General features: G+C 54.5%; 16 protein-coding genes and 1 pseudogene. 5 read left to right on the plus strand and 12 right to left on the minus strand.

Annotated elements, in window-relative coordinates:
- Both IX761_RS16945 and IX761_RS16950 read left to right on the plus strand, forming a co-directional pair.
- The coding region (locus tag IX761_RS16945) for an SDR family NAD(P)-dependent oxidoreductase (RefSeq protein ID WP_194790720.1) at positions 1 to 698 on the plus strand (698 nt) is incomplete at its 5' end.
- A 164-nt stretch (positions 699 to 862) separates the two neighbouring features.
- Entirely contained in the window at positions 863 to 1897 is a 1035-nt protein-coding gene (locus IX761_RS16950) for a phenylacetaldoxime dehydratase family protein (RefSeq protein ID WP_194790721.1), read from the plus strand.
- 49 nt (positions 1898 to 1946) lie between these two features.
- Here the strand turns inward: IX761_RS16950 and ahr are convergent, their stop codons facing one another.
- From ahr to metC, 5 genes are all read right to left on the minus strand, one after another.
- Positions 1947 to 2972 carry an NADPH-dependent aldehyde reductase Ahr gene (gene ahr, locus IX761_RS16955; protein WP_194790722.1) on the minus strand — a complete coding sequence of 342 codons (1026 nt, stop codon included), beginning with the start codon at positions 2970 to 2972 and terminating at the stop codon, positions 1947 to 1949.
- A gap of 388 nt (positions 2973 to 3360) precedes the next feature.
- On the minus strand, positions 3361 to 4119 hold the full coding sequence (locus IX761_RS16960) for an amino acid ABC transporter ATP-binding protein (RefSeq protein ID WP_194790723.1): 759 nt from the start codon (positions 4117 to 4119) through the stop codon (positions 3361 to 3363).
- Entirely contained in the window at positions 4116 to 4766 is a 651-nt protein-coding gene (locus IX761_RS16965; RefSeq protein WP_194790724.1) for an amino acid ABC transporter permease, read from the minus strand. Before IX761_RS16965 ends, IX761_RS16960 begins: the two co-directional genes overlap by 4 nt.
- A gap of 3 nt (positions 4767 to 4769) precedes the next feature.
- Positions 4770 to 5591, minus strand: coding sequence for a transporter substrate-binding domain-containing protein (locus IX761_RS16970; protein ID WP_194790725.1), 822 nt, complete (start codon positions 5589 to 5591; stop codon positions 4770 to 4772).
- A gap of 109 nt (positions 5592 to 5700) precedes the next feature.
- Complete coding sequence (gene metC / locus IX761_RS16975) at positions 5701 to 6867, minus strand: cystathionine beta-lyase (protein ID WP_194790726.1); 1167 nt, start codon at positions 6865 to 6867, stop codon at positions 5701 to 5703.
- A 118-nt stretch (positions 6868 to 6985) separates the two neighbouring features.
- On the opposite strand from metC, the gene IX761_RS16980 reads away from it, so the two are divergent.
- A complete protein-coding gene (locus tag IX761_RS16980) occupies positions 6986 to 7897 on the plus strand; it encodes a LysR substrate-binding domain-containing protein (protein ID WP_194790727.1) in 912 nt (303 codons plus the stop codon).
- 315 nt (positions 7898 to 8212) lie between these two features.
- Entirely contained in the window at positions 8213 to 8575 is a 363-nt protein-coding gene (locus IX761_RS16985) for a hypothetical protein (RefSeq protein ID WP_194790728.1), read from the plus strand.
- Positions 8576 to 8750: 175 nt separating this feature from the next.
- On the opposite strand, the gene IX761_RS16990 is transcribed toward IX761_RS16985, so the two are convergent.
- The 5 genes and pseudogenes from IX761_RS16990 to IX761_RS17005 form a co-directional block, all read right to left on the minus strand.
- Positions 8751 to 9899, minus strand: a complete 1149-nt coding sequence (locus IX761_RS16990; RefSeq protein ID WP_194790729.1) for an XdhC family protein — start codon at positions 9897 to 9899, stop codon at positions 8751 to 8753.
- Between the two features lie 125 nt (positions 9900 to 10024).
- Entirely contained in the window at positions 10025 to 10789 is a 765-nt protein-coding gene (locus IX761_RS27670) for a methyl-accepting chemotaxis protein (RefSeq protein ID WP_416366796.1), read from the minus strand.
- A 93-nt stretch (positions 10790 to 10882) separates the two neighbouring features.
- Positions 10883 to 11902 (minus strand): annotated as a pseudogene (locus IX761_RS27675) (cache domain-containing protein); the annotation flags it as partial.
- A gap of 378 nt (positions 11903 to 12280) precedes the next feature.
- Positions 12281 to 12802, minus strand: coding sequence for a DinB family protein (locus IX761_RS17000; RefSeq protein ID WP_194790731.1), 522 nt, complete (start codon positions 12800 to 12802; stop codon positions 12281 to 12283).
- Between the two features lie 807 nt (positions 12803 to 13609).
- Positions 13610 to 13969 (minus strand): helix-turn-helix domain-containing protein, encoded by a 360-nt coding sequence (locus IX761_RS17005; RefSeq protein ID WP_194790732.1) that lies wholly within the window; start codon positions 13967 to 13969, stop codon positions 13610 to 13612.
- Positions 13970 to 14746: 777 nt separating this feature from the next.
- Between IX761_RS17005 and IX761_RS17010 the strand changes: the two genes are divergently transcribed.
- Positions 14747 to 15922 (plus strand): DUF3800 domain-containing protein, encoded by a 1176-nt coding sequence (locus IX761_RS17010; protein WP_194790733.1) that lies wholly within the window; start codon positions 14747 to 14749, stop codon positions 15920 to 15922.
- Positions 15923 to 16367: 445 nt separating this feature from the next.
- Here the strand turns inward: IX761_RS17010 and IX761_RS17015 are convergent, their stop codons facing one another.
- Positions 16368 to 18239 (minus strand): UvrD-helicase domain-containing protein, encoded by a 1872-nt coding sequence (locus IX761_RS17015; RefSeq protein ID WP_194790734.1) that lies wholly within the window; start codon positions 18237 to 18239, stop codon positions 16368 to 16370.
- The gene (locus IX761_RS17020; RefSeq protein ID WP_194790735.1) at positions 18236 to 20533 is read right to left on the minus strand and encodes an AAA family ATPase; all 2298 of its coding nucleotides are present in this window, start codon (positions 20531 to 20533) and stop codon (positions 18236 to 18238) included. The genes IX761_RS17015 and IX761_RS17020 overlap by 4 nt, the downstream gene beginning before the upstream one ends.
- Positions 20534 to 20696: the final 163 nt, after the last annotated feature.

The following is a 20696-nucleotide window of genomic DNA, read 5'->3' on the forward strand; positions in this document are numbered from 1 at the left end:
ACCCGAACCTCCTGGCTGTACGCCTGGACGTGACCAGCGAAGAAGAATCGCATCAGGCTGTCGCGGAAGGCATCAAGCGTTTTGGTCGTATCGATGTCGTCATCAACAATGCCGGTTTCGGTGTACTGGGTGCGGTGGAAGAAACCAGCGCCAGCGAAACCGAGCGACTGTTCGCTACCAACGTGTTCGGTGTCCTGAACGTCACCCGCGCTGTCCTGCCGCACATGCGTCGCCAGCGCAGTGGTCACATCGTCAACATCTCGTCGATCGGCGGCTACCAGGCATACATGGGCTGGGGTGTCTACGGCTCCACCAAGTTCGCAGTCGAAGGAATCACCGAAGCGCTGCACCAGGAGTTGGCACCCCTGGGCATCCACGCAACGGTCGTTGCTCCGGGCTTCTTCCGCACGGACTTCTTGGACGAACAGTCGCTGATCAAGACCGCTCTGGAGCTGTCGGACTACGACGAAACCGTCGGCAAGATGCGTCAATTCGCCGAAGCGGCCAACCATGCACAACCGGGTGATCCGGTGAAGTTTGCCGAAGCCATCCTGGCCCTGGTGAACGCTCCGAAGCCGCCACAGCGCCTGGCCCTTGGCAGCGACACCGTTGCACGCATCGGTGAGAAGCACAGCTTTGTCGAGGCAGAGCTGAGCAAGTGGAAAGAGCTGGCGCTTTCTACTGACTTCACGGTGTAAGTCGACCACAAGCGTAATTAAGACACAGAAACCGGGCTTGCCCGGTTTTTGTGTTTCTGGAGGGCGGAATGTCTTGAGGTAACCGCTTACTAAATAGGGAGCTGGAAAGGGAAGCTATAGTGAAAGGCTCCAGCCCGGTCTTTACCGCCCATTGGAGACGCATCATGGAATCGGCAATCCCTCCGTATCTGCGTACTGAGCGCACTCAACCGTCCACCATGCCTCCCAGTCATATTCCTCCATTTCCCGCTTGGACAGCGCGATTTGATCCGTTGGTGGGGCAAGTGGTCATGGCTTACTTCGGCGTGCAATCAACAGCTGAGCTCAGCATTGAAGATATGAAGCCGATCACCCATCGCTTCGTTTCTTCCAGTGGCCCGAAACACTGGGATCTAGCGCACTGTAAAGACGCAGCAGGCTTCCATAACCTCATCGCCATTGCCTACTGGTCAGCACCTGCTGACTTCCTGAGGTGGCGCCAGCAGAGTGGTTTCGATGTTTGGTGGAACGACCCACAACGCGCTGGGGAGACGGTGGGATGGTTCATTGAAATAGTAAGCCCTACTGCGGATCGCTTTGAAACCCTCCAGGCATCGCTCGGCGCACCAGAAGGAGTCGCCCACCTGGCCGAGTCTTTAAGTGACACCGTCCAGGAGCATGGATATTGGGGCAGCGTTCGGGATCGGTTTGCACTTGCTCAGACTGATCCGCTTACAGGCACCAAGCCTGAAGCAAATTCCAGCCAACAAGACTCGTCACGTACCCACCTGTCAGGTAGGCAAAATCTTTGTTTGATCCGCTCTGGCCAAGATTGGGGTGCTACTCGTGATAAAGAACGAAACTTGTATCTACACGACATTCAGCCTGTACTGGAGGAGGGCATGACCTACCTTCGTGACCAAGGCGGGCCACTCGGCTGCCTTTCATGCCGTTTCATGAGGGTACTGGACACCACTACCGGCGAACCGCTGGAAAAAAGTTTTGGGCTCGCACATTTCGATGAGCTGGCGAACTTAGAGGCTTGGGCTAAGACCCATCCGACGCATCTGGCCATTTTCGGTGGATTCATGCGCTATGTGCGGGCGTTAGATTTCCAGGTGGCGCTGCGACTTTACCATGAGGTTTCTGTAATCCCGGCCGACTCTCAGTGCTTTGAGTATATCAATTGCCATCCGGGCAGCGGATTGTTGGGCTCCTGAAATCGGCAGGATACCCGCTAGGCCATGATCATGGCCTAGCGGTGGTGAGTCATTTGCTGGCATCCAGCACAACACGGTACCGGGCCTTACCGCTTCGCAGGTGATCGATTGCCTCATTAACTCTGCTCATGGGGAAATATTCAACCTGCGGAACGATCTGATGGCGAGCACAAAACTCCAGCATGGTTGCCGTGCTACTTGGCGACCCGACCGGAGAGGCAGACAAGGTTTTTTGTTGGGGGATCAAGTCGAACACATGCACCGGAATAGCACTGGGAACGATGCCAACGAAGTTCAGCCGGCCCTTGGCACGAAGGGTGCCAATCATCGCCGTCCAGTCCAGGTTGGCGTTGGCAGTAATCAAGAGGAAGTCCAAGGTTCCAGCGATTGCCTTCACAGCATCACTGTCGGTGGAAGCGACAACTTTGTGTGCGCCCAGTCGCTTAGCCTCATCTTGCTTGCTCAATGACGAAGTCAAGGCCGTAACCTCACATCCCCATGCATTGAGAAAACGCAGTGCCAGGTGGCCAAGGCCGCCGATGCCCACCACGCCCACTCGATCAGTAGGCTTTATGTTGAACTCCACAAGAGGGTTGAACACAGTTGAGCCCGCACAAAATAGCGGCCCTGCCGCGGCAGGATCAATGCCATCAGGAATCGGTAATGTCCAGGCCCAGTGCGAGCGAACGCGGTCTGCAAAACCGCCATGACTCCCGATGATGATCGGTTTTGCTGTACCACATAGGTGATGGGAACCGCCCATGCATGAGGTGCAATGCATGCAGCTACCATTGAACCAGCCGATACCTACCCGTTGCCCCACCTTAAGCGCATGCACCTGGGCACCAACTCGGACGATACTGCCTACTACCTCATGGCCAGGTATGAAGGGGTACTTGCTGATACCCCATTCATTGTCGATCAGTGACTGATCCGAATGACAGACACCGCAAAATTCAACCGCGACCTCTACATCCTCATCTCCCAACAAGCCTGGGTCGTAGCTGAAGCGTTCTAAGGGTGCGCCTGCCGACGTGGCAGCCCAGCCAGTGAAGGTGGTGATATCAGTGCTCATCGGACACCTCAAAATCAGGGGAAAGGATTTAAGGTTGCTTGCGTGTCGAACAGGAACTACTTCACTGTGAGGTGCGGCTTTTACTCTCCCAGGTGTCGACAAGGTGCTCACAGCAGCCGGGATGCGCCAGGCGCAAAGGCGTTGAACTCGTCTTGATGGATGAATGCAGGTTCATCTCGTTCGGTTCTCAGGTTGCGGTGCAGATGACTGAGGCAGGGCACGGTCGATGTGCGATTAGTAACTCTAGCAGGCCAGTATGACGAGCACGTGCTGTGGCTCGCCGCTGTGGAGAGGCGTAAAACCAACATCGAAACCTGACGCTTGAGTCGGAGGGGGAAATGATTCCACCGACTCGAGCGCCAGTCCCGGTGCATCAGATCATTGTGGCTTAGTAACGCCTCAAGAACTGTTGGACTCGCTCCCCGCTATCAACCCCGAAAAAGTCGCTTGCGTAGGCGTTCTTCACGATGTTGCCACCCTCCATGAAAATCACACGATCCGCTACCTCCTGGGCGAAGCGCATTTCGTGGGTTACCACCAGCATTGTCATTCCCGCATCAGCAAGATTTCGCATGACTAGAAGCACCTCATCTCGCAACTCAGGGTCGAGAGCGGACGTAGGCTCGTCAAAGAAGATCACCTCAGGATCCATGGACAAGCCCCGTGCTATGGCCACACGTTGCTTTTGACCACCAGATAGCCGGGCAGGGTAGAAGTCTGCTTTAGCAGCCAGGCCAACCTGTTCCAGTAAATCCATTCCTTTTTTTACTGCTTCCTGCTTTGGGACTTTCTTGACGCTGACAAGTCCTTCGATAACGTTCTCAAGGGCCGTGAGGTGTGGAAAGAGATTGAAGGCCTGAAACACCATGGCTGTCTTCTGACGTAGCTGAGCAAGATCATGCTTGTCTGCGCGACTCATACGTCGCCCGGCAATCAGGTCAATCCGATGCCCGCAAATCTCCAGAATCCCGCTATCGGGCTGCTCCAGAAAATTCAGTGAGCGCAACAGCGTGGTTTTCCCTGAGCCTGATGGCCCCAGAATAACCACTACCTCGCCAGCCTCTACTCTCAAGTCCACTTTGTTCAGAACAACATTGTCACCGAAGGACTTGGAGACGGCAGTGACCTTGATTTTAGTGTTGCTCATCGGTAGCGCCTCGTCATACGCCCTTCAAGATAGGTTTGAATTAACGTCAGAATCTGGTTGATGAGCCAGTAGACCAGACCAATCATCAGGAACATTTCCATGTAGCGGAACGTCGACGCACCTACCTGTTCTGCTACACGGGTCATCTCAACAACAGTGATAGTTGACGCGAGTGAGGTGTCTTTGATCAGGGCAATCAAACGGCTCCCTACGGGTGGCAGCGCAATGCGGGTGGCCTGGGGAAAGATGATTCGACGAAGGCACGTCCAGTAACCCATCCCCATAGCCTGCGAAGCCTCCCACTGACCGGGATCCACGGCATTGATACCTGAGCGAAAGTTCTCGCTCAGGTAAGCGGCAGAGAACAGTGTCAGTGCCAGCAGGGCCGAAGGGATCGGCGTCATCGTAATGCCATAGTGAGGCAGGCCGAAGTAGATCAACAGAAGCTGAACCAGCAACGGTGTCCCACGGAAAATCGACACATAAATGAACGCAACTGACCGCAAGATTGCGAGGTTTGAGTTGCGCATAAGCGCAACGCACATACCGAGCAAACTGCCCAATATAAAAGCGCCCAACCCTAGTCCAAGCGTGACCAGTACAGCTTGCTGAAGCAGTGGCCAAGCGCGCAGGAATAATTCCAGCATCAATCACTCCTCAGCCAGGGCTTTCTTGATACCCGAGAGCATTTGGTAGTCCGCACCAACGTAATGCTTGGAGTAGGCTTCCACGGTGCCATCGGCAATCATTTCACTAATCGCCTTGTTGACCGCTGTTTTCAGACTTTCGCTGCCCTTGCGCATTGCCGCGGCAGACACCTGGTAGGTGAGGGGGGCGCCTACTGCCTTCAACGGCAGCTTGTTGACCACGCGGTAGTTTTCACCGCTGAACCACGACGCGATCACCACGTCGACGCGACCGTTGGCCAGGTCATTGAACACCAACCCGCCGTTGTCATAAGTGCGAATAACCGACTGGGTCAGATTCTTATGAGACCACGACTCATTACTGGAGCCCGCGGTAACACCCACTGACTTACCGACCAGATCTGCTCGCTCATGGATATCGGTGTTCTTGGCGAGCAGGAAAATCCGAAATTCTTCCACGCCGTATGGATCGGAGAAATCGACTTGCAGCGCCCGCTCTTTAGTGGGAGTGAGATCGTTCATCACCAAGTCGTACTTGTCAGCTTTGAGGCCTTCTACGAAGTTTTTGTAAGTATCGGCAATGAAAACGACTTTTGGGACACCGATACGCTTGGCCACTTCCTTCGCCATGGCCACGTCGTAACCTGACGGTTTGTTTTCAGCGTCGATGAAGCTCCAGGGGGGACTGGTCTGTGTATTGGCAATACGAATCTCGCCAGCCTCCTTGATACGCTGCAGAGAGTCATCCGCGCTTGCGGAGCTGACGCCCAGGGTTGCCAATGCGAGCAAAGAAATTGCAAATCGAATGCCGGTGATTGTTTTCATAATCCATCCTTAATTTATTGATCACCGCCCCAAGATTGGGCGGCGAAAGGCGGCAGCACTTCGAAGGAAAAGGGCGGCGAAATCTTGCGCTTCACCTACCCCGTGGGTGTTACACGATTGCGTGCTCAAGACGGGCTTGTTCGTAGCACTTCAATGCATTGTCGAGATCACCGATCAGCACCTCTGGGTCTTCAAGACCTATGGAAACCCGAACGATTGGCTGGTTGGTAGGCGGGTATTGGCGCGCCTGCTGCTGACTGGCAGGGTAGTAAGCAATTAGACTGTGCGTCCCTCCCCAGCTTGCGCCTATTGGGAAGTGCCTGAGCGCATTGAAGAAAGCACTGAAGGCTGCCTCACGAGCTGGCTGGAGAGTGAACGAGAACAGGCAGCCATTGCCTTCAAACTGTTTCTTCCATAGCGCAAACCCAGCATTGGACTCCAGCGCGGGGAACATCACCTCGCCAACCATAGGGTGGGCATCCAGCCAGCGGGCAATTTTCAAGGTATTTTTGCTCTGCTCCTTCATCCGTACCTGAAGCGTATCCATTCCTCGCATGACCAGAAAACAGTCATCGGGGCTGACCGCTTGGCCCAGAATACTTTGAGTCTCACGTAAGCACTCGTAGTACGACGTGTTGAGCATGCTGATACTGCCCATGAGCACATCCGAGTGACCACCAAATACCTTGGTGACCGCTTCAACCGATAGGTCGACACCATGCTCAAGGGGGCGGAAATACAGCGGGCTTGCCCAAGTATTGTCCATCATAGTCATGACACCATGACGTTTGGCGACCGCCGCAATACCGACGATATCCTGCATTTCCATCGTGATCGTGCCTGGCGCCTCCAGACAGATCATCTTTGTGCTTGGTTTAATCAAGCGCTCAATATTGGAGTCGATAGTGGGCGGGTAGAACTCCACCTCTACACCTAAATTCGCCAACCAATTTCGAGCGAAGGTTTTCAAGGCACCATAGCAAGCATCTGAGATCAAGATGTGATCACCGCTACGCACGAACCCCATCACGGCAGTGATAAGGGCAGACGCACCTGATGGGGTGACCACGCAGTGACTGGCGCCCTCCAGTTGCGCAATCCTGTGCTCCAGGCTCCGTGCTGTTGGTGTACCGGTAATACCGTAGCTGTAGCCATCAGGTTGACGAGATTTACGGGCGACGAAATCTTCGAAGGTATCGAAGACTACAGTCGAACCACGCCATACAGCAGGTGACAAACTCGCAAAGGGATTGTCCGCGTGATCGGTGAAACTCATTGTGAATGTGCCCCCAGAGGCGGTTGGTTGTGGCCTGATTCTAAGGGCGTGAAAATCTTGCGAGCAAGACACAAAATTATTTAGTCTATAAGCCAAGATTATAGACTGGAGCGACTAAGTGGGCATTCGAGAGATTGAAATGTTTCGTGCCGTGATGACTGCCGGCACGACCAGTAAGGCAGCAACAATGCTGGGTGTATCCCAACCGGCGGTTAGCCAGGCGATCAGGAAGCTTGAAGCCAGTGCCGGGCTGCAACTGTTCGTTCGCTCTCGGAGCAGGCTAGTCCCTACTCAAGAAGCGGTTGCGTTGATGGCAGATGTGGATCGCTTCTTCATGGGCTTTGAGGCTATTGAGCATCGGCTGAAAAGCCTTCGGGATCTGGGCATCGGGCGCTTGAACATCGCCGTGCACCCTGCGCTTGGCGTTTCGGTTCTTCCTCGAGTGATGGCTGACCTAGACCTTGCCAAGCGCGGCATGCAGGTCTCGTTACGAGTCTTGAGTTCGAAGGAGGTGCACCAGCAGGTCTCTTCCGGGCAATGTGATTTTGGTTTGATGGCCGATGAAATGCCCGTTGCTGGCCTGGAACACTCAGCGTTTCTGGATAGCAACGGTGTTATCGTCATGCACGCAAGCCATCCATTGGCAAAGCAACCGTTGATCACTCCCAGTGACTTGAGCGACGTGGACTTCCTCGCATTGAATCCCGAGGACAGCAGCCGTCACCGATTAGAGGCAGCATTGCGAGAGGAGGGCGTTGAATTGAAAATTCGAGTCGAAACACCGTATTCCCACACGCTGTGCGAGTTGGCCTTGCTTGGGGTAGGTGTGGGATTTGTAAACCCCGTAGCGGCTCGTGATTTTCTAGATCGAGGCCTGGTTGTCAAGCGCTTCAGTGTTGATGTCCGGTTCGCTAGCCTTTTGGTGTTCCGTCCTGGTAAACCTTTGCCTGAAAGCGCACGCCATTTTATAGGCGCGCTGCGAATCCGCCTTGAAAAAGACCTGAAGCAGCTGAGAGCCAAGCTTGCGTAAAAGTGAGCAGGGGCTTGCGGTTGCTCTACTACATACACTGCCGAAGGAACGACGTCGACTGGTGGAGACGTTGAGAGCTGCTCTCGAACCTGTGTATGCGACTGAGCCAGACGTCTTGCGACGCGTGGGTCAAGCTCAGAACACCATTGTCAGCAAACAGAATCAGGCAAATCGAGAGCAGTACTCGACTAACTTCGGCACCGACCCCGGCCGTAGTCTGAACCCATGCAGAAACACACCTGCAACGGGTTAACCAGACGATGCTGATCTGAACGACCCGGCCCTAAATCCTTGATTACGACCGGAGTCACCGCCATGAAAACCATTAGCCAACTGATCGCCGCCGCCACTTTCGCTATGAGCGTTAACGCATTCGCCGTACCGAGCAATCAGAGCGTTCAAACCCAGTCTCGAGCTACCGAAGGACAACAGACCGTCGCCGAAGACGGCTCGGATCGCACCCCGGGCTTCAAAGTCGCTGAAGGCGGCTCGGATCGTACTCCAGGCTTCAAAGTCGCTGAGGGTGGCTCGGATCGCACCCCAGGTTTCAAAGTCGCTGAAGGCGGCTCGGATCGCACTCCAGGCTTCAAAGTCGCTGAGGGTGGCTCGGATCGCACCCCGGGCTTCAAAGTCGCCGAAGGTGGTTCAGATCGTACCCTCGGCCGTCGCCAAGCATAAACTACTGTGGCAACCCCCATCGGAAGGGGACAGAATGGCGAAGAAGCCCTGCAGGCTGAACCCTGTAGGGCTTTTGGTTTCGTAGGGAGGAGAATGTGGCTGCCAGGTTGGTATTGGTTCAAACGTCTAATCCAGCTGCCGTTGCAAGCTATCGGGGCAGGGCGCGTACACGTTTCTAGTGTTGCGTCACGGGCACTGCATCATGAATGGGGGCTTCACGGGCCTTCAGCATTCCACCAATACGACCGTTGAAGTGAGCGGTTATCTCTGCCAAAAGAGACAACGCTATAACCTCAGGGGTATCCCCGCCTATATCCAACCCCATTGGATAGTGCAGTTGCTCGAATGCCGCTTGTGAGTGACTGTTGGGTATCTCAGCGAGCATTCGCTCTGTGCGGCTACGCGGCCCCAACTGACCTACATAAGAGGGGGCCTGACTTAGGCTCTGAGCCAGCCAGTGACGATCTTGTAAGTAACTGTGAGACATGATGACCACAGCAGCATTCGTTATCAGCTCGCTAGGAACCTGCCCAAATTCCAGCGATAAATGCATAACTTGGTCTGCATTTGGGAAGCGTTCACGCCTGATGAAGTGACTTCTTGCGTCGATCACAGTCACTTGCCAGCCCTGTTGCTTCGCCATGGCGACCAGCGGTTGAGCATCGTGCCCCGCGCCAAAAATGACCAGCTTTCGCGGTGGTGCCAGATACTCAAGGAGAACCTCGATTTGTTCTGCTCCCATTTTGTAGCGATGCAGGGCGGTTTTTTGGTATTCAAATGCAGCCTGCAGGTCGTCCATTAGCAGTCCTACCAACACTGCGGGGCTTCCATTTTGAAGTAGGGTTCCTGATGGCGATATCGCAGCTCTGGCGCCAATCAATGCAGCTGCTTCCCCGGTGCCAGAAATAACCGTCGCCAGCGCGGCGGGGCGTTGCTCCCTGATGACCTGCCGCAACAACTGCGCAGGTAAAAAAGGCTGTCCGACTCGCACCCGCTCTAGCAGGATATGGACTGTGCCATTGCAGCCCAGTCCAAAAGCTAGCTCCTCTTCTTCACCCGCCTCATCTCCTGGAATGCCCGTGCTGTAGGTGCGAATCACCGGTTGCCTGTGCTCTGTTAACCACCAAGCTTTCTTGGCTAGGTCGCTTTCGAGGCAACCTCCGCTGACCGTACCTACAGCACTGCCGATCTGAGAGATCAGCATTCGAGCACCAGGACGCCGATAGGCTGAACCCTCAACTTTTACGACTGTGGCCAGCACCGCTTCCTGTTCCTGGGTGGCTAGCTCCTCCAGAGCGTCCAGTAATTTGTCAACGTCGCTCATGGGCAGCAGTCCCGTTTCGCTCTGACTGGATATCAGATTAGTCCTGTCTCGCGGCTTATACACGAAATCGCCTACGAGACTGTTTACCGAATGCTTCAGCTCTCGCCTGGCAAACGGTGTATATGTCAGATGCGGAAGTTGCCCACCAGTTGCTGCAAGCGTGCGGCTTGATGATCGAGGTCAGCGCAGGCGCGAAGGGTAGCTTGGAGATTTTCCACTCCCTCCTGATTGAGGGTATTGATCTCTGTGATGTCCATGTTGAGGCATTCGACGACAGCCGTCTGTTCTTCTGTGGCGGTTGCCACTGACTGGTTCATGCTGTCAATTTCGCCAATGCGCTGAGTGACACTACCCAAACGCTCGCCTGCCTGGTTAGCGATTGCGACACTCTGTTCGCTGTAGCGCTGGCTCTCGGTCATAGTGATGACCGCTTCGCGAGCTCCTACCTGTAACTCTTCAATCATGTGGTGGATCTCCTGAGCGGACTGCTGCGTGCGATGAGCGAGGCTGCGTACTTCATCGGCTACAACAGCGAAGCCACGACCAGCTTCCCCAGCGCGTGCAGCCTCAATCGCCGCGTTGAGTGCTAGCAGGTTGGTTTGCTCGGAGATGCCTTTAATCACCTCAAGGATCTGACCAATATTCACTGTCTTGCTGTTGAGCGCCTCAATGTTGCCGCAGGAGACGCGAATCTTAGTGGACAGTTCGTTTATCGCATTGATCGTTGTTTCCACCACTCTGCGGCCGTCTTCGGCCTGGTTGCGCGCGGAAGAGGCTTGCTGCGAGGCGTCTGCGGCACTGCGGGCAATTTCTTCGGCAGCGGCGCCTAGCTCGTTGATCGCCGTGGCGACACTGTTGGTGCGGCTCGCCTGTACGTCGGAATTGCTCATCGAGGAATTTGAGGCGTCAACCACTAGACGAGCGACCTCATTGAGCTGTTGAGTAGTGGAGGACACTTCGCGGATTGATCCATGGATGCGCTCTACGAAGCGATTAAAGGCATCTGCTAGCTCACCGAATTCATCGCGGGCATGGATCGTTAGACGCATAGTGAGATCTCCTTCACCCCGAGCGATGTTCTGCATGGCACTGCCCATCGCCTGTAGGGGTCTCATCAACACGCGGGTCAAAAGGCTTAAGGCCAGAATAACGCTTGCCAATGCGATGAGGGTTACTATTACAGCGGAGTCTCGGAATTCAATGAGCGGCGCATAAGCCTTATCTTTGCTCACTGCCAGGCCGATGTACCACTTCACAGAAGGTAACCCTTCCACGGACGTGAAAGTGAGGAACTCTTTGCCCTTCGCGGTATCCACCTCTCGGATTTTGTGGCTAATGCCTCCGGTGTCGTGGGGATAAAGCTCCTTGAGGTGTTTGCCAACAATGTCTTTATTCGGGTGAATCAATATTTTTCCATCGGCGCTAACCAAGAAAGCGTAGCCAATGCCACCGAAATCCAGTGTATTGATGATTCGAACAAGGGTCTCGAAGCTCAGGGAGCCCCCTACAACGCCTACCGAGGGGACTGGGGTCGCAATCGTGATGATCAGTTTTTTGGTAGCCGCATCAGTATATGGCTCAGTGAGGGTTGTAGTGCCGGCCGCCTGCGCGCCTAGGTACCAGCTGCGGGAGCGAGGATCGTAGCCATCGGGCATGGCGCTGGGCGGGCTGACACTGAAACGACCTTCCTGCGTTCCAAGGAAAGTGAAGGTAAAGGTGGAGTTCAGTACTTTCTGTCGGAGTAGATCATCGACCATTGACTGTTGCGGATTGGAAGCGAGCGACTCGGCCACACTCTCTATCATGCCGATCCGACCAGAAAGCCAGCCTTGAATGCTCCTAGCCGTAACGTCGCCCATGTCTTCCAAAGAGCTTTCTAAATTGGTCAGAAGGGAATTTTTCTGATGTTGATAGTTGTAAGCAGTGAAAAGTACAAAAGCAGCGGTCACAACCAACGAGGTCGCCATTAAAATCTTGTGGCTAAACCTAATGTTCTTTAGCATCTGTGAGATCCGTTCATCGACGAGCAGAGCCAGCCCCACCCAAATCGGCAGTAGGTAAAGGGGGCGGAGCCCGGTATTGTTCGAAATTCGTTTGCAGTCGGTCTAATTAGTGCAGAAGCGACACTGTCGATGCGGTACTGCGCTGACTGGCCATCGCCCTGCGATATCAATTAAATATCGCGCAGCTCTGATGCTCTGATCACTCGAAATTTCCGAAATACTGGCTTGAGAAAAACGCAAATATTCGAGGTGATTTTTCCACTCTATTGCCTTCTGACTAGATCACAGAAATCCCCAATGCATTGATCCGCGTACGTTGCGCTAGCGCAGATCAGAATCCCGTATTCGTCTGGCGCTAATATTCACTCGCTCTGACAACTAGAAAGTGTTTGCGCGCTCTGAATAAACCTCCGTCAGATATACACAAAGATCGGTTGCTGGAGGGGGCGCGGGGATTTCGAAAAAAATCTGTGTTAGCCAACCCCGATGAAAAGTGGAATGGTTGACCGTATGCAGAAACATTGTTCCTATAGTCATCACTCCGGGTCGCCCAGAGAGGAAATTAAAATGTAACTCCCTGCTCAACGAGGAATCTGTTTGATGCGCAGCCCAAGAGACAAACCATTCATTGATCTCTTTCTGTGCTTTGCGCAAATTTGTAAAGTCTGGGTACGGAATCTCCATTTTGGACAGGTGACCATGGTCACGCTCCAGCACATGTCCCTGCCAGATGCGATCTATTACATAGACGTGGTTTAGGATCCCCATGATGTTTTTGAGCGGCCCTGCGTGTTCTTTAGCGAGTTCTTCGGGCGGAAGTGCAGCCAAACTTTCGTACATCAGCTTGTCTGCCCAATGCTTATAATTAGCAAGCATTTTGGCCGTGCTTGGGTTGATCACTTGGCACCTCCGCGTAACCGGCCTATTAGAGGTCTCTTCACAACAGTACAGGTATAGCGCATGCGCCACACCTAGTCGATATGTCGTGTCAATGCTAGGTGGTGATGCGAAGCTTTGGGCACAGGGGCACCGTCAACGGTAGCTGAGTACCGACTCATTTGTGTACCTAGGATGCGGACATTCCCACTTTGTCTTGATCGTTAGCCATGATCTCGCACCTCATGTATCACACAGAGGGTCTGTGTTCTGTTCAGATGCTGGCGAGTTCTGGCCGCTCCCTTTACTTTCGTATTAGCCGACCAGGTGCGCGAAAGATCATAACGCGCGACGTCTTGCGTAATAAATGTCGCGGCCATCTGAATGAAAGCCGACCTGATTCTCTCCATGATGCTCAAATCTGCGCCCTTGCGAGTGGAGCGCGCCGGCCCAAGGATGAGCCGGAGGCGTAAGGATGGAGGCCCACGAGGGCCGCTACCTGGCGAAGCTGGGGAGAGGTTTGCGACAACCGTGCCCCGAATGGGTGACGTCCCAGGCAATTCTCCACTATGCCGCTGCGGGCTGCCTCCGTCTACTCAAGACGAAATGACCTATCCTTCCAGCGCCTGAGCTGCGATGAGATCAACACGGTGGAATTCTTAGACCATCTGGAAAGGTAGGGATTTTGGTCGGCGGTCAGGCAAAAGAAAGCCCGCTGTTAGGCGGGCTAAGGGGGCTTCTATCACACGTAGGGATAGCACGAGTTTCGCCAACATGTCGTGAAAATTGAGTGAAAGAAAAGTCCTAACCTTGTTGGTGCTAACGCAGGTTCTACGCAACCTGGGATATCTCAGATCCACGAGAGATTTGGGGAGTGCTGCAACGAGTAGCCTGTTCCAGTCCAGGCACGCCGCAATCACGACCTAAGCCATCGATCTCCTGGCGAAGGTCATCAATGAGTTCGGCTGAAGTTTTACCAGACTCCAGGCTCAGGGTAAGCGTCAGCAACGTCAATGGACTTAGCTCCAGCCGCTGGCTGACCTGTTCGAGCTTATCCAGTGTCGGGCTGGATCGGCCACCTTCTAGCTTGGACAGGAAAGTCCGACTGATGTCCCCGAAGTCCCGCTGAGTGATATTTCGCTTGCAGCGTAGCGCCCGAAGGACGATGGCAAAAGACGACTTCAGTGACATATGTGTACTCTCCGGTTGAGCAGGTCTACAGCGACATCTACGTAGATCCGAACCGCCGCCCTCTAACGTCTACGCGGCTGGCTAAGGATCGATGAGCAGGAACTGCCGTTTCGTCGAGGCACTGTTGATACATACAGTGTATCTCGCTAAGCTCGTCAGGAGAACATTTGTACTGCTCTCGGTGAGAACGCCAGGAAGAACCAGACCGGTGAAGCCCGCTTTGCTTATTTCTCACGCGAGGAGCTGCTCGAGCTGCGCTGCCTGTTACTTGAGAACGAGCTGGCCGTGATGGGGGATTGACGGCCTCTCGCCAGAAGATCGCAACCTTAGTTTCGATGTGGAAGGGACGTCAAAGTGGAGCAGCAGGCGGAGACAGAATTGACCCAGGCGGGGTATCAGCTTCAAGTGAGCAGCGTGGTTCAGTGAAGCTTCCTGCATCGTCAATTAGTCTGCTTTGAGCTGCTGCTTGAGCTCGGCCATCAGTCGCAGACCTGCAGCCTCGACCAGATAGCCGTGATGACCAAGGGCGCCACAACTTCTGCAGGTGATCAGTAATTTGCGATGAAGTCTGTGGGCTGAACAGGCTGCTTTCCATCGCATTTGAGGCAGCGCAGGGTGAGGCTCAGAGCTACGTGGCGACAATGAAGGTCACAACCACCGGCATCCAGAAGACGCTTGATGTCTTGATCCGCGGTGATGTAGTCATCAACTACACGTTCAGCGAAGGCCCCGCTCCTGGCAGCAGTACAGCCACCTATTGATGAGGGAGGCGCCTGATTGGACAGAACGTATTCCTATGTTGATGAGTCAGGAAACTCTGACCTAGACACATCCAAGCCAGGGAGCTCTGGCTTCTTCGTGGTTTGCTCCATCCTTGTGGCTGAGAAAGATCTGCAGGGCGCTTACCAGCGTGCCGAGGAGCTTCGCCGGCAGCACTTCCAGACAGGCGAAATTAAGTCTAGTAAGGTACGAGCGAAGGATGCTGATCGACGTGTTCGTATCCTGACCGACCTGACAAAGCTGCCGATCAAGCTCTATTTCGTGGTGGTGGACAAGGAGCGAATCTACAAAGATGGAGGCCTGCAATTCAAGACTTCGTTCGTAAAGCACGTCAACGGACTGCTGTACGGGCGGCTTTTCAGGAACTGCCGCAATCTACAGATGACCGTGGATGAGCATGGCGGCGTCGAGTTTCAGGAGAGCCTGAAGGCATACGTCCAAGATCGCTACGTGGATGATCTCTTCGGAGACGACCATGCGTTCCAGACGATATCCAGCAAGGATGATGTCCTGATTCAGGTCGCTGATTTCTTCGCGGGATCTGTAGCCCAACTCTATGAGCAGAAGGCTGTTGGCGATATTGCTGAGGTCTACAAAAAGCTCCTCCGTGAGCAGACCCTCGGCCTTCTGGAGTGGCCACCCAAGTTCAATTCGCTGCTTGCTCCACCGATGGATGAGTCCAGCTACGCGGACTACCAGGTGCATCAGGAAGCTCTCCGCCAGGCAGACCGTTTCATCGAGAAGGCCGGCCAATACCCGGACGAGGATGAACGTCTGCAGGTCAGCATCCTGGATTACCTGAGATTCCAGAGCGAGTTCGTCACGAAGGACTACATCCCTACAGCCGACATTCTGGCCCATCTGGGTGACAGAGGTTTTGGCGACCTGTCGGAGCAGCGGGTACGGTCAAGTGGTATTGCGAAGCTTCGGGATGCTGATGTCATCATCACAAGTACATCCAAAGGCTACAAAATTCCCCAGACAAGAGCCGACATCAATGACTTCCTGGAAATGGCCTCTGGTGTAGTCGTGCCATTACTTGAGCGTGTCAAAAAGGCCCGTGAGGTCTACAAGTTAAGTAGTCGCGGTGAGTACGACATCATCAAGGCGTCGAGGCTTATGGATCTAGAGAAGCTCCTATCCTCTCTGGACGCTTTCGCTCAAGACAGATGATTGAAAAAGACAAGGTTTAATGGCCTGGTCTCGAGAAATTTCAAGGCTAGTTAAACCGAACGAAGATCCAGCACCAACGTCATATGAAAGGACATCGTTAGCGGGATGCCCACGCAAAAGGCAAATCAGATCGAACAACTGCTGCCGCATCAGTGGATAGGTGGCTAATTTGCCCGAGGTCTATTTCCCGTACCCTCACTGAGAAACGATACTAAGGACAGATACGAGCACCTGCATATCGCCCACCGCAGGTGCCCTGTACCGAATTTTCTGAGTGAGGAAGTGCCCTTTGTAGGCAAAGAGAAGGCTGCGGCGAAGACGCCAAAGAAAGGTGGTCTCCCTAGCACCAACTACAGTGCAACTTCATGGTTGCATCATACAAAGAGGCCGCCGTCAGCTGCATGAGAGGAGTATTACCGTCTGCGACATCGATGATGGGCAGAGTTCAAATGATTTCGACCTCTTCCGGAGTCAACCATCCGGCCTCGATAACCCGTTGCCTGGCGATCTCAGGCTGTGCGGTGTACACCACAATTGCGAGGCTTTCCTCAGCCCTACTGCAGGTGACGTAGAGCAAGCGTCGCGTCCGAGATAACGCATTGTCTTTACCGGCGCGCTCATTCCTGAGGTCATTATCCGAGGGAGGCTCAACACCTAGGAGTTTTTCATAGCTAAAGAGAAACCCGCCAGCCTCTTCGTCATTGAGAATCACCATGACCCTTGGAAACTCCAATCCCTTCACCCCTTGGTGGGTATCAAACGGGGACAAGCCCTTGGCATAAACGGCGAATGCCGCCATTTCGGAGTAACGTCGACCCAGCACTACCCGGTAGGCATGAACTTCAAGGGCCTCACGATCAGCGGTTTCAGGAGGCTCATCGGCGGTCACGCCCTGAATCAGAGCGGCCCTGAGCCTATCGGGGATATCGAGTAGCCCGGTTTCGGCCAATACTCCCACAACGTCAGCCAGAGCTGGGTCATTGTTGACGAACAACCCACATAAGGTTTGACAGGCTGCGTCCACCTGCTGAAGCAATGCGAATTGGTTGGGAGCAACTTTCATGTGCTCAGCATCGAGCAGAGGAGACCTCAACCGTACAGCTTCCATGAGGGCGAACTCACTGGTATTGGCAGCCTCCAGGATAGGCATGAGCACATCAAAGAAAAGCCGGAGTACTGGTAGCGTGCCATCTAGTAAGCTTGTGCGCAGATGCTCAGCTGCGTAGAGCGGCGCAAAGACACCCTCAAAGCCAAGGCGTCTGCCAGCCATTTTGTGCTCTAAGATAAGTGTTTTTCGTGCCGAGGCTCCAGCGGCCCACTCCGGATCACCAGTAGCCACGGACATCTGCAGAGCGACCTGCGCCTCTAATTCAAATCCACCAGCAGCAGCCTGTCGAGTACAAAACATCCGTACAGCCCCTCGAGTGGCATCTGGCCGTGGGGTTTGCTGGTGATCGTCGGCAGCCCGGCGGACGACATTGATCAGATCAACCACCCTGGTCGGACAACGCCTATTCACGGGCTTCTCGGGAACGGCCCAATCACCAGGGATTGAATCCTCTAAACGCTCTTTCCCATCGTTATAGATTCGCTGCATGGTATCGCCCAACAGTCCAAGGCAAAACCGGTTCGGGATCTGAGCTTGAGCGCTCAGGAAGGCATCCATGAGAGGGCCGTAGGTGTCCTGGCTTTCATCGATCAGGAGTACTGGGTGCTGATCGGCCATCACATCCAGCAGCGGAGGACGCTGAATGAAGGCGGCTGCCATCTGGATAACCTCGGCGTGGTTCAGTGCCTGGCGCCCTCGGTTGTCCCCAGTCGGACTGTAGGTAAAGTTGATGACTTCACCCAGTGCTGCGAGCCGTCGCGTTTTGCTTTCGAGGGAGGCGCGATTTGCACGCGAGGTTTTGTTATCTCCCCTGGCTCTGGCGAGCTTATCGTTTAGTTCAGCGATATCCTCAGTGAGTTTGATGCGCAGCCATTCACGGATGTCCTCATTGAAGCCCTGGATCATCCGCCAGGAAAACGAGTGTATGGTGGAGACGACAACCAATGGGTCGTGCTCCAGCCGGCGAGCAATCTCCTCACACGCAGCGTTGGTGTAGGTGATGATCGCTACCTGGCGTCCTTCAAAGGTAAGCCTCTTGTGCTCACGCGCCTTCAACTCGCTGACTGCTGTCACCAACGAGTGAGTCTTCCCTGACCCTGCGCCGGCATAAAGGAAGAAGCTCTGTGGGCGATCCAAGTCCAGGCATTCGCGGATCACCTCATCAGCATCGCGAGTGTTATCAGCACCTTCTGTCGCTGCCGGACTCATATCTCGTTCACCTCGACGATAGCGGGTGGAACGACCAGGAGATCTTTGCGTTTCAGTTCCAATTTCGATTGCAGCCACGTGAGGCCTTCGTGGATATAGGCAGGCACCACGAGGTTTCCGAAATCTGGATCGCCCAGCACCTCCAAGGCAAATTCGGCCTTGTCGCCGGTGCGCAGCTTCTCGAACATTGCCGCTCCCAACTCTGGTGCCGTGTCAGCGTTCTGGATAGCTTCACTGAACGCTCGCATTAGCCCACGCCGGGGGCTTTCGGTGAAGCGTTGAACGTTGCTCAATACCAGGCTGTCCTCAAACGTGTTTGGCAGCGCCTCGGCTTGTTGCCCGTTTTTTGGAAGCTGAATGGTAATAGGGGTCTGATAAGCAACCCGTATCGAGTAAAGGGCATCGATCTCTTCCACTTTGTGCGCGTCATCCAAGTCGAGCAATGTGTCCACGTCATGACCGAGCCCTGTCCGCCGCATCCAATGGCGGACAGTCGGGTTGTTGGTGATCTGGCCGTCCCCCCTGGCCACGGGGTGAGCTGCCCTATCTTTCCCAGCGTCGAGGTCGGTGATCACAAGCGTGGCGATACCCAGCGCGTCGATCAATGGCCTCAGGCGGTGTGCATGACTTCCTCCAATGTCGAGGATGGTGATGTAGCACTGATCGAGAAACTTGAAGTGCTGGCGAAGGAAATGAGGAAGGATCATCCGCTCCGCAGCGCCTTCTACCAAGATCACTGCGTCCGCGAAGAAGAGGTCTGCGTGATGAGCCCTTAGGTACCGTGTGACGAACTCCTTGGTCTTCCCAGGTTGGCCAAACACAGTGCTCAGGTTCGAGACAGTTGACACCGGAATGGGCACATTCGCCATCCCGGATGGAAGCCGCCGGAAGTACCGAAGGTGCTCATACTCAATCTCATGCGCAACATGGCTTGAATGTGAGCTGACGACCAGCTGGGTTCTTAGGTTTGGAAACTCCTCCAATAACGGGTCATTGCACAGTACGTGATATGCATGCTTGATGAATGCCTGTTGAACCTGAACATGCAGGTGTGCCTCGGGCTCTTCGACCAGCACCAGGTGGATTGGCTCGACGTTGGCCGTTGCGCGCTCCTCTGGGATACGAGATTTTCTCAGCCAGCCATCACGAAACGCCATTAAACGGAAAATCATCGAAATGAGGTTCTGGTAGCCAAGTCCATTGGATGTCTCAGGAAGGCTCAAGCGCGGCTCACCTGGGGCGCCGGCAACTGAATCCAACTCAAATAACACAGCGGCCTCATGATCCAGTCCGTCCGTTGGTGTGAGGCGCGTCGCAACCTTGATACTGGGGTCGTTGTTGTTTGGGTAACCGAGCCCAGCAACTTCCTTTAGTGCCGGTGCGAAGCTGGTTGTCAGCCTGTTGTCGAAAGCGCTTTGAGCCGCCTCAATCGCCCTCAGCGCCTCCAAATCACGCACGTCAGGACTGTCTCCAGGATCAAGATGACGACGGTAGTAGACTCGCAGCTGTTCAGAAAGCTTCCTGCCGCTTCCTACTTTGCTTTCATCTTGACCTTCATCGGCACTGTCCCCGAAGCCGCGCTGCGCATTGATCTCGTGAACCCTGATGAGATTCAAAAGGGGATTTCGTTCCAGTGGCACGGCGGTGTCGGCTAGCAACTGGAGGTTCGCCGTCCTGGTAACAGGATTGGGGGATGAAATCTCGCTGGGATCCAGGCGGTACCACCTCACCTTGAACATCTTCACTAGGCGTCGATTCAAGTAGTCGTGAAGGTTTTGCGGCCAAAGCTGCAGAGGAGGTCTCTCGTGCCCATCCGCAGCCTGGTTCTGAATTTCCTGCTGCAGGGCGGCAACACGCGCACGCTCCCAACGGTAGTCGGTATAGAGTGTTGGAAGGTCGTCCGGCTCTAAGCGGAACCGCATTCCCACCATCCCACCTGACCAAGCAAAATTCGGAATCAGATCGCGAATGTAGTGGAGCTCACCCTGCGCAGCGTGTATCCAAACGTCCAGCGTCGGTAGCCACTCGGCCCAAGTGTTCGTTTCAGGGATCGTGAAACCATCATCTGCCTGCTCCCAATCCCGCCCGATCGCATCAAGGGTGGCGATGTGACAAAGGGTCAGATCCTGCAACCTGAACGTAGTCGGCTTAACCAGAAACTTTCGAAGCGCCAGCATCGCTGACGACTTACCGCTGTTATTAGCGCCTACCAATAGAGTCGTTTCGGCAGCCAAATCAATTCTGACGGACTTCAGCTTGCGAAAATTCGCGAGCTCCAGATGCTGGATACGCATGGGGACATCCTTGATCAGGGGAGGGCTGGTAGCATTGCGCCAGCTAGAGTCACTGAACTGTAGCTGAGTGGTTGCAAGACACCAATGCGCCATGCGAGGGGCGGCAGTGCCTAATGGCCAAGTAAGAGCTCTCGACGGGGAGGATGATCATGGTGACGGAGAG

It is taken from the genome of Pseudomonas sp. UFMG81, assembly GCF_015354575.1.
Classification (GTDB): Bacteria; Pseudomonadota; Gammaproteobacteria; order Pseudomonadales; family Pseudomonadaceae; genus Aquipseudomonas.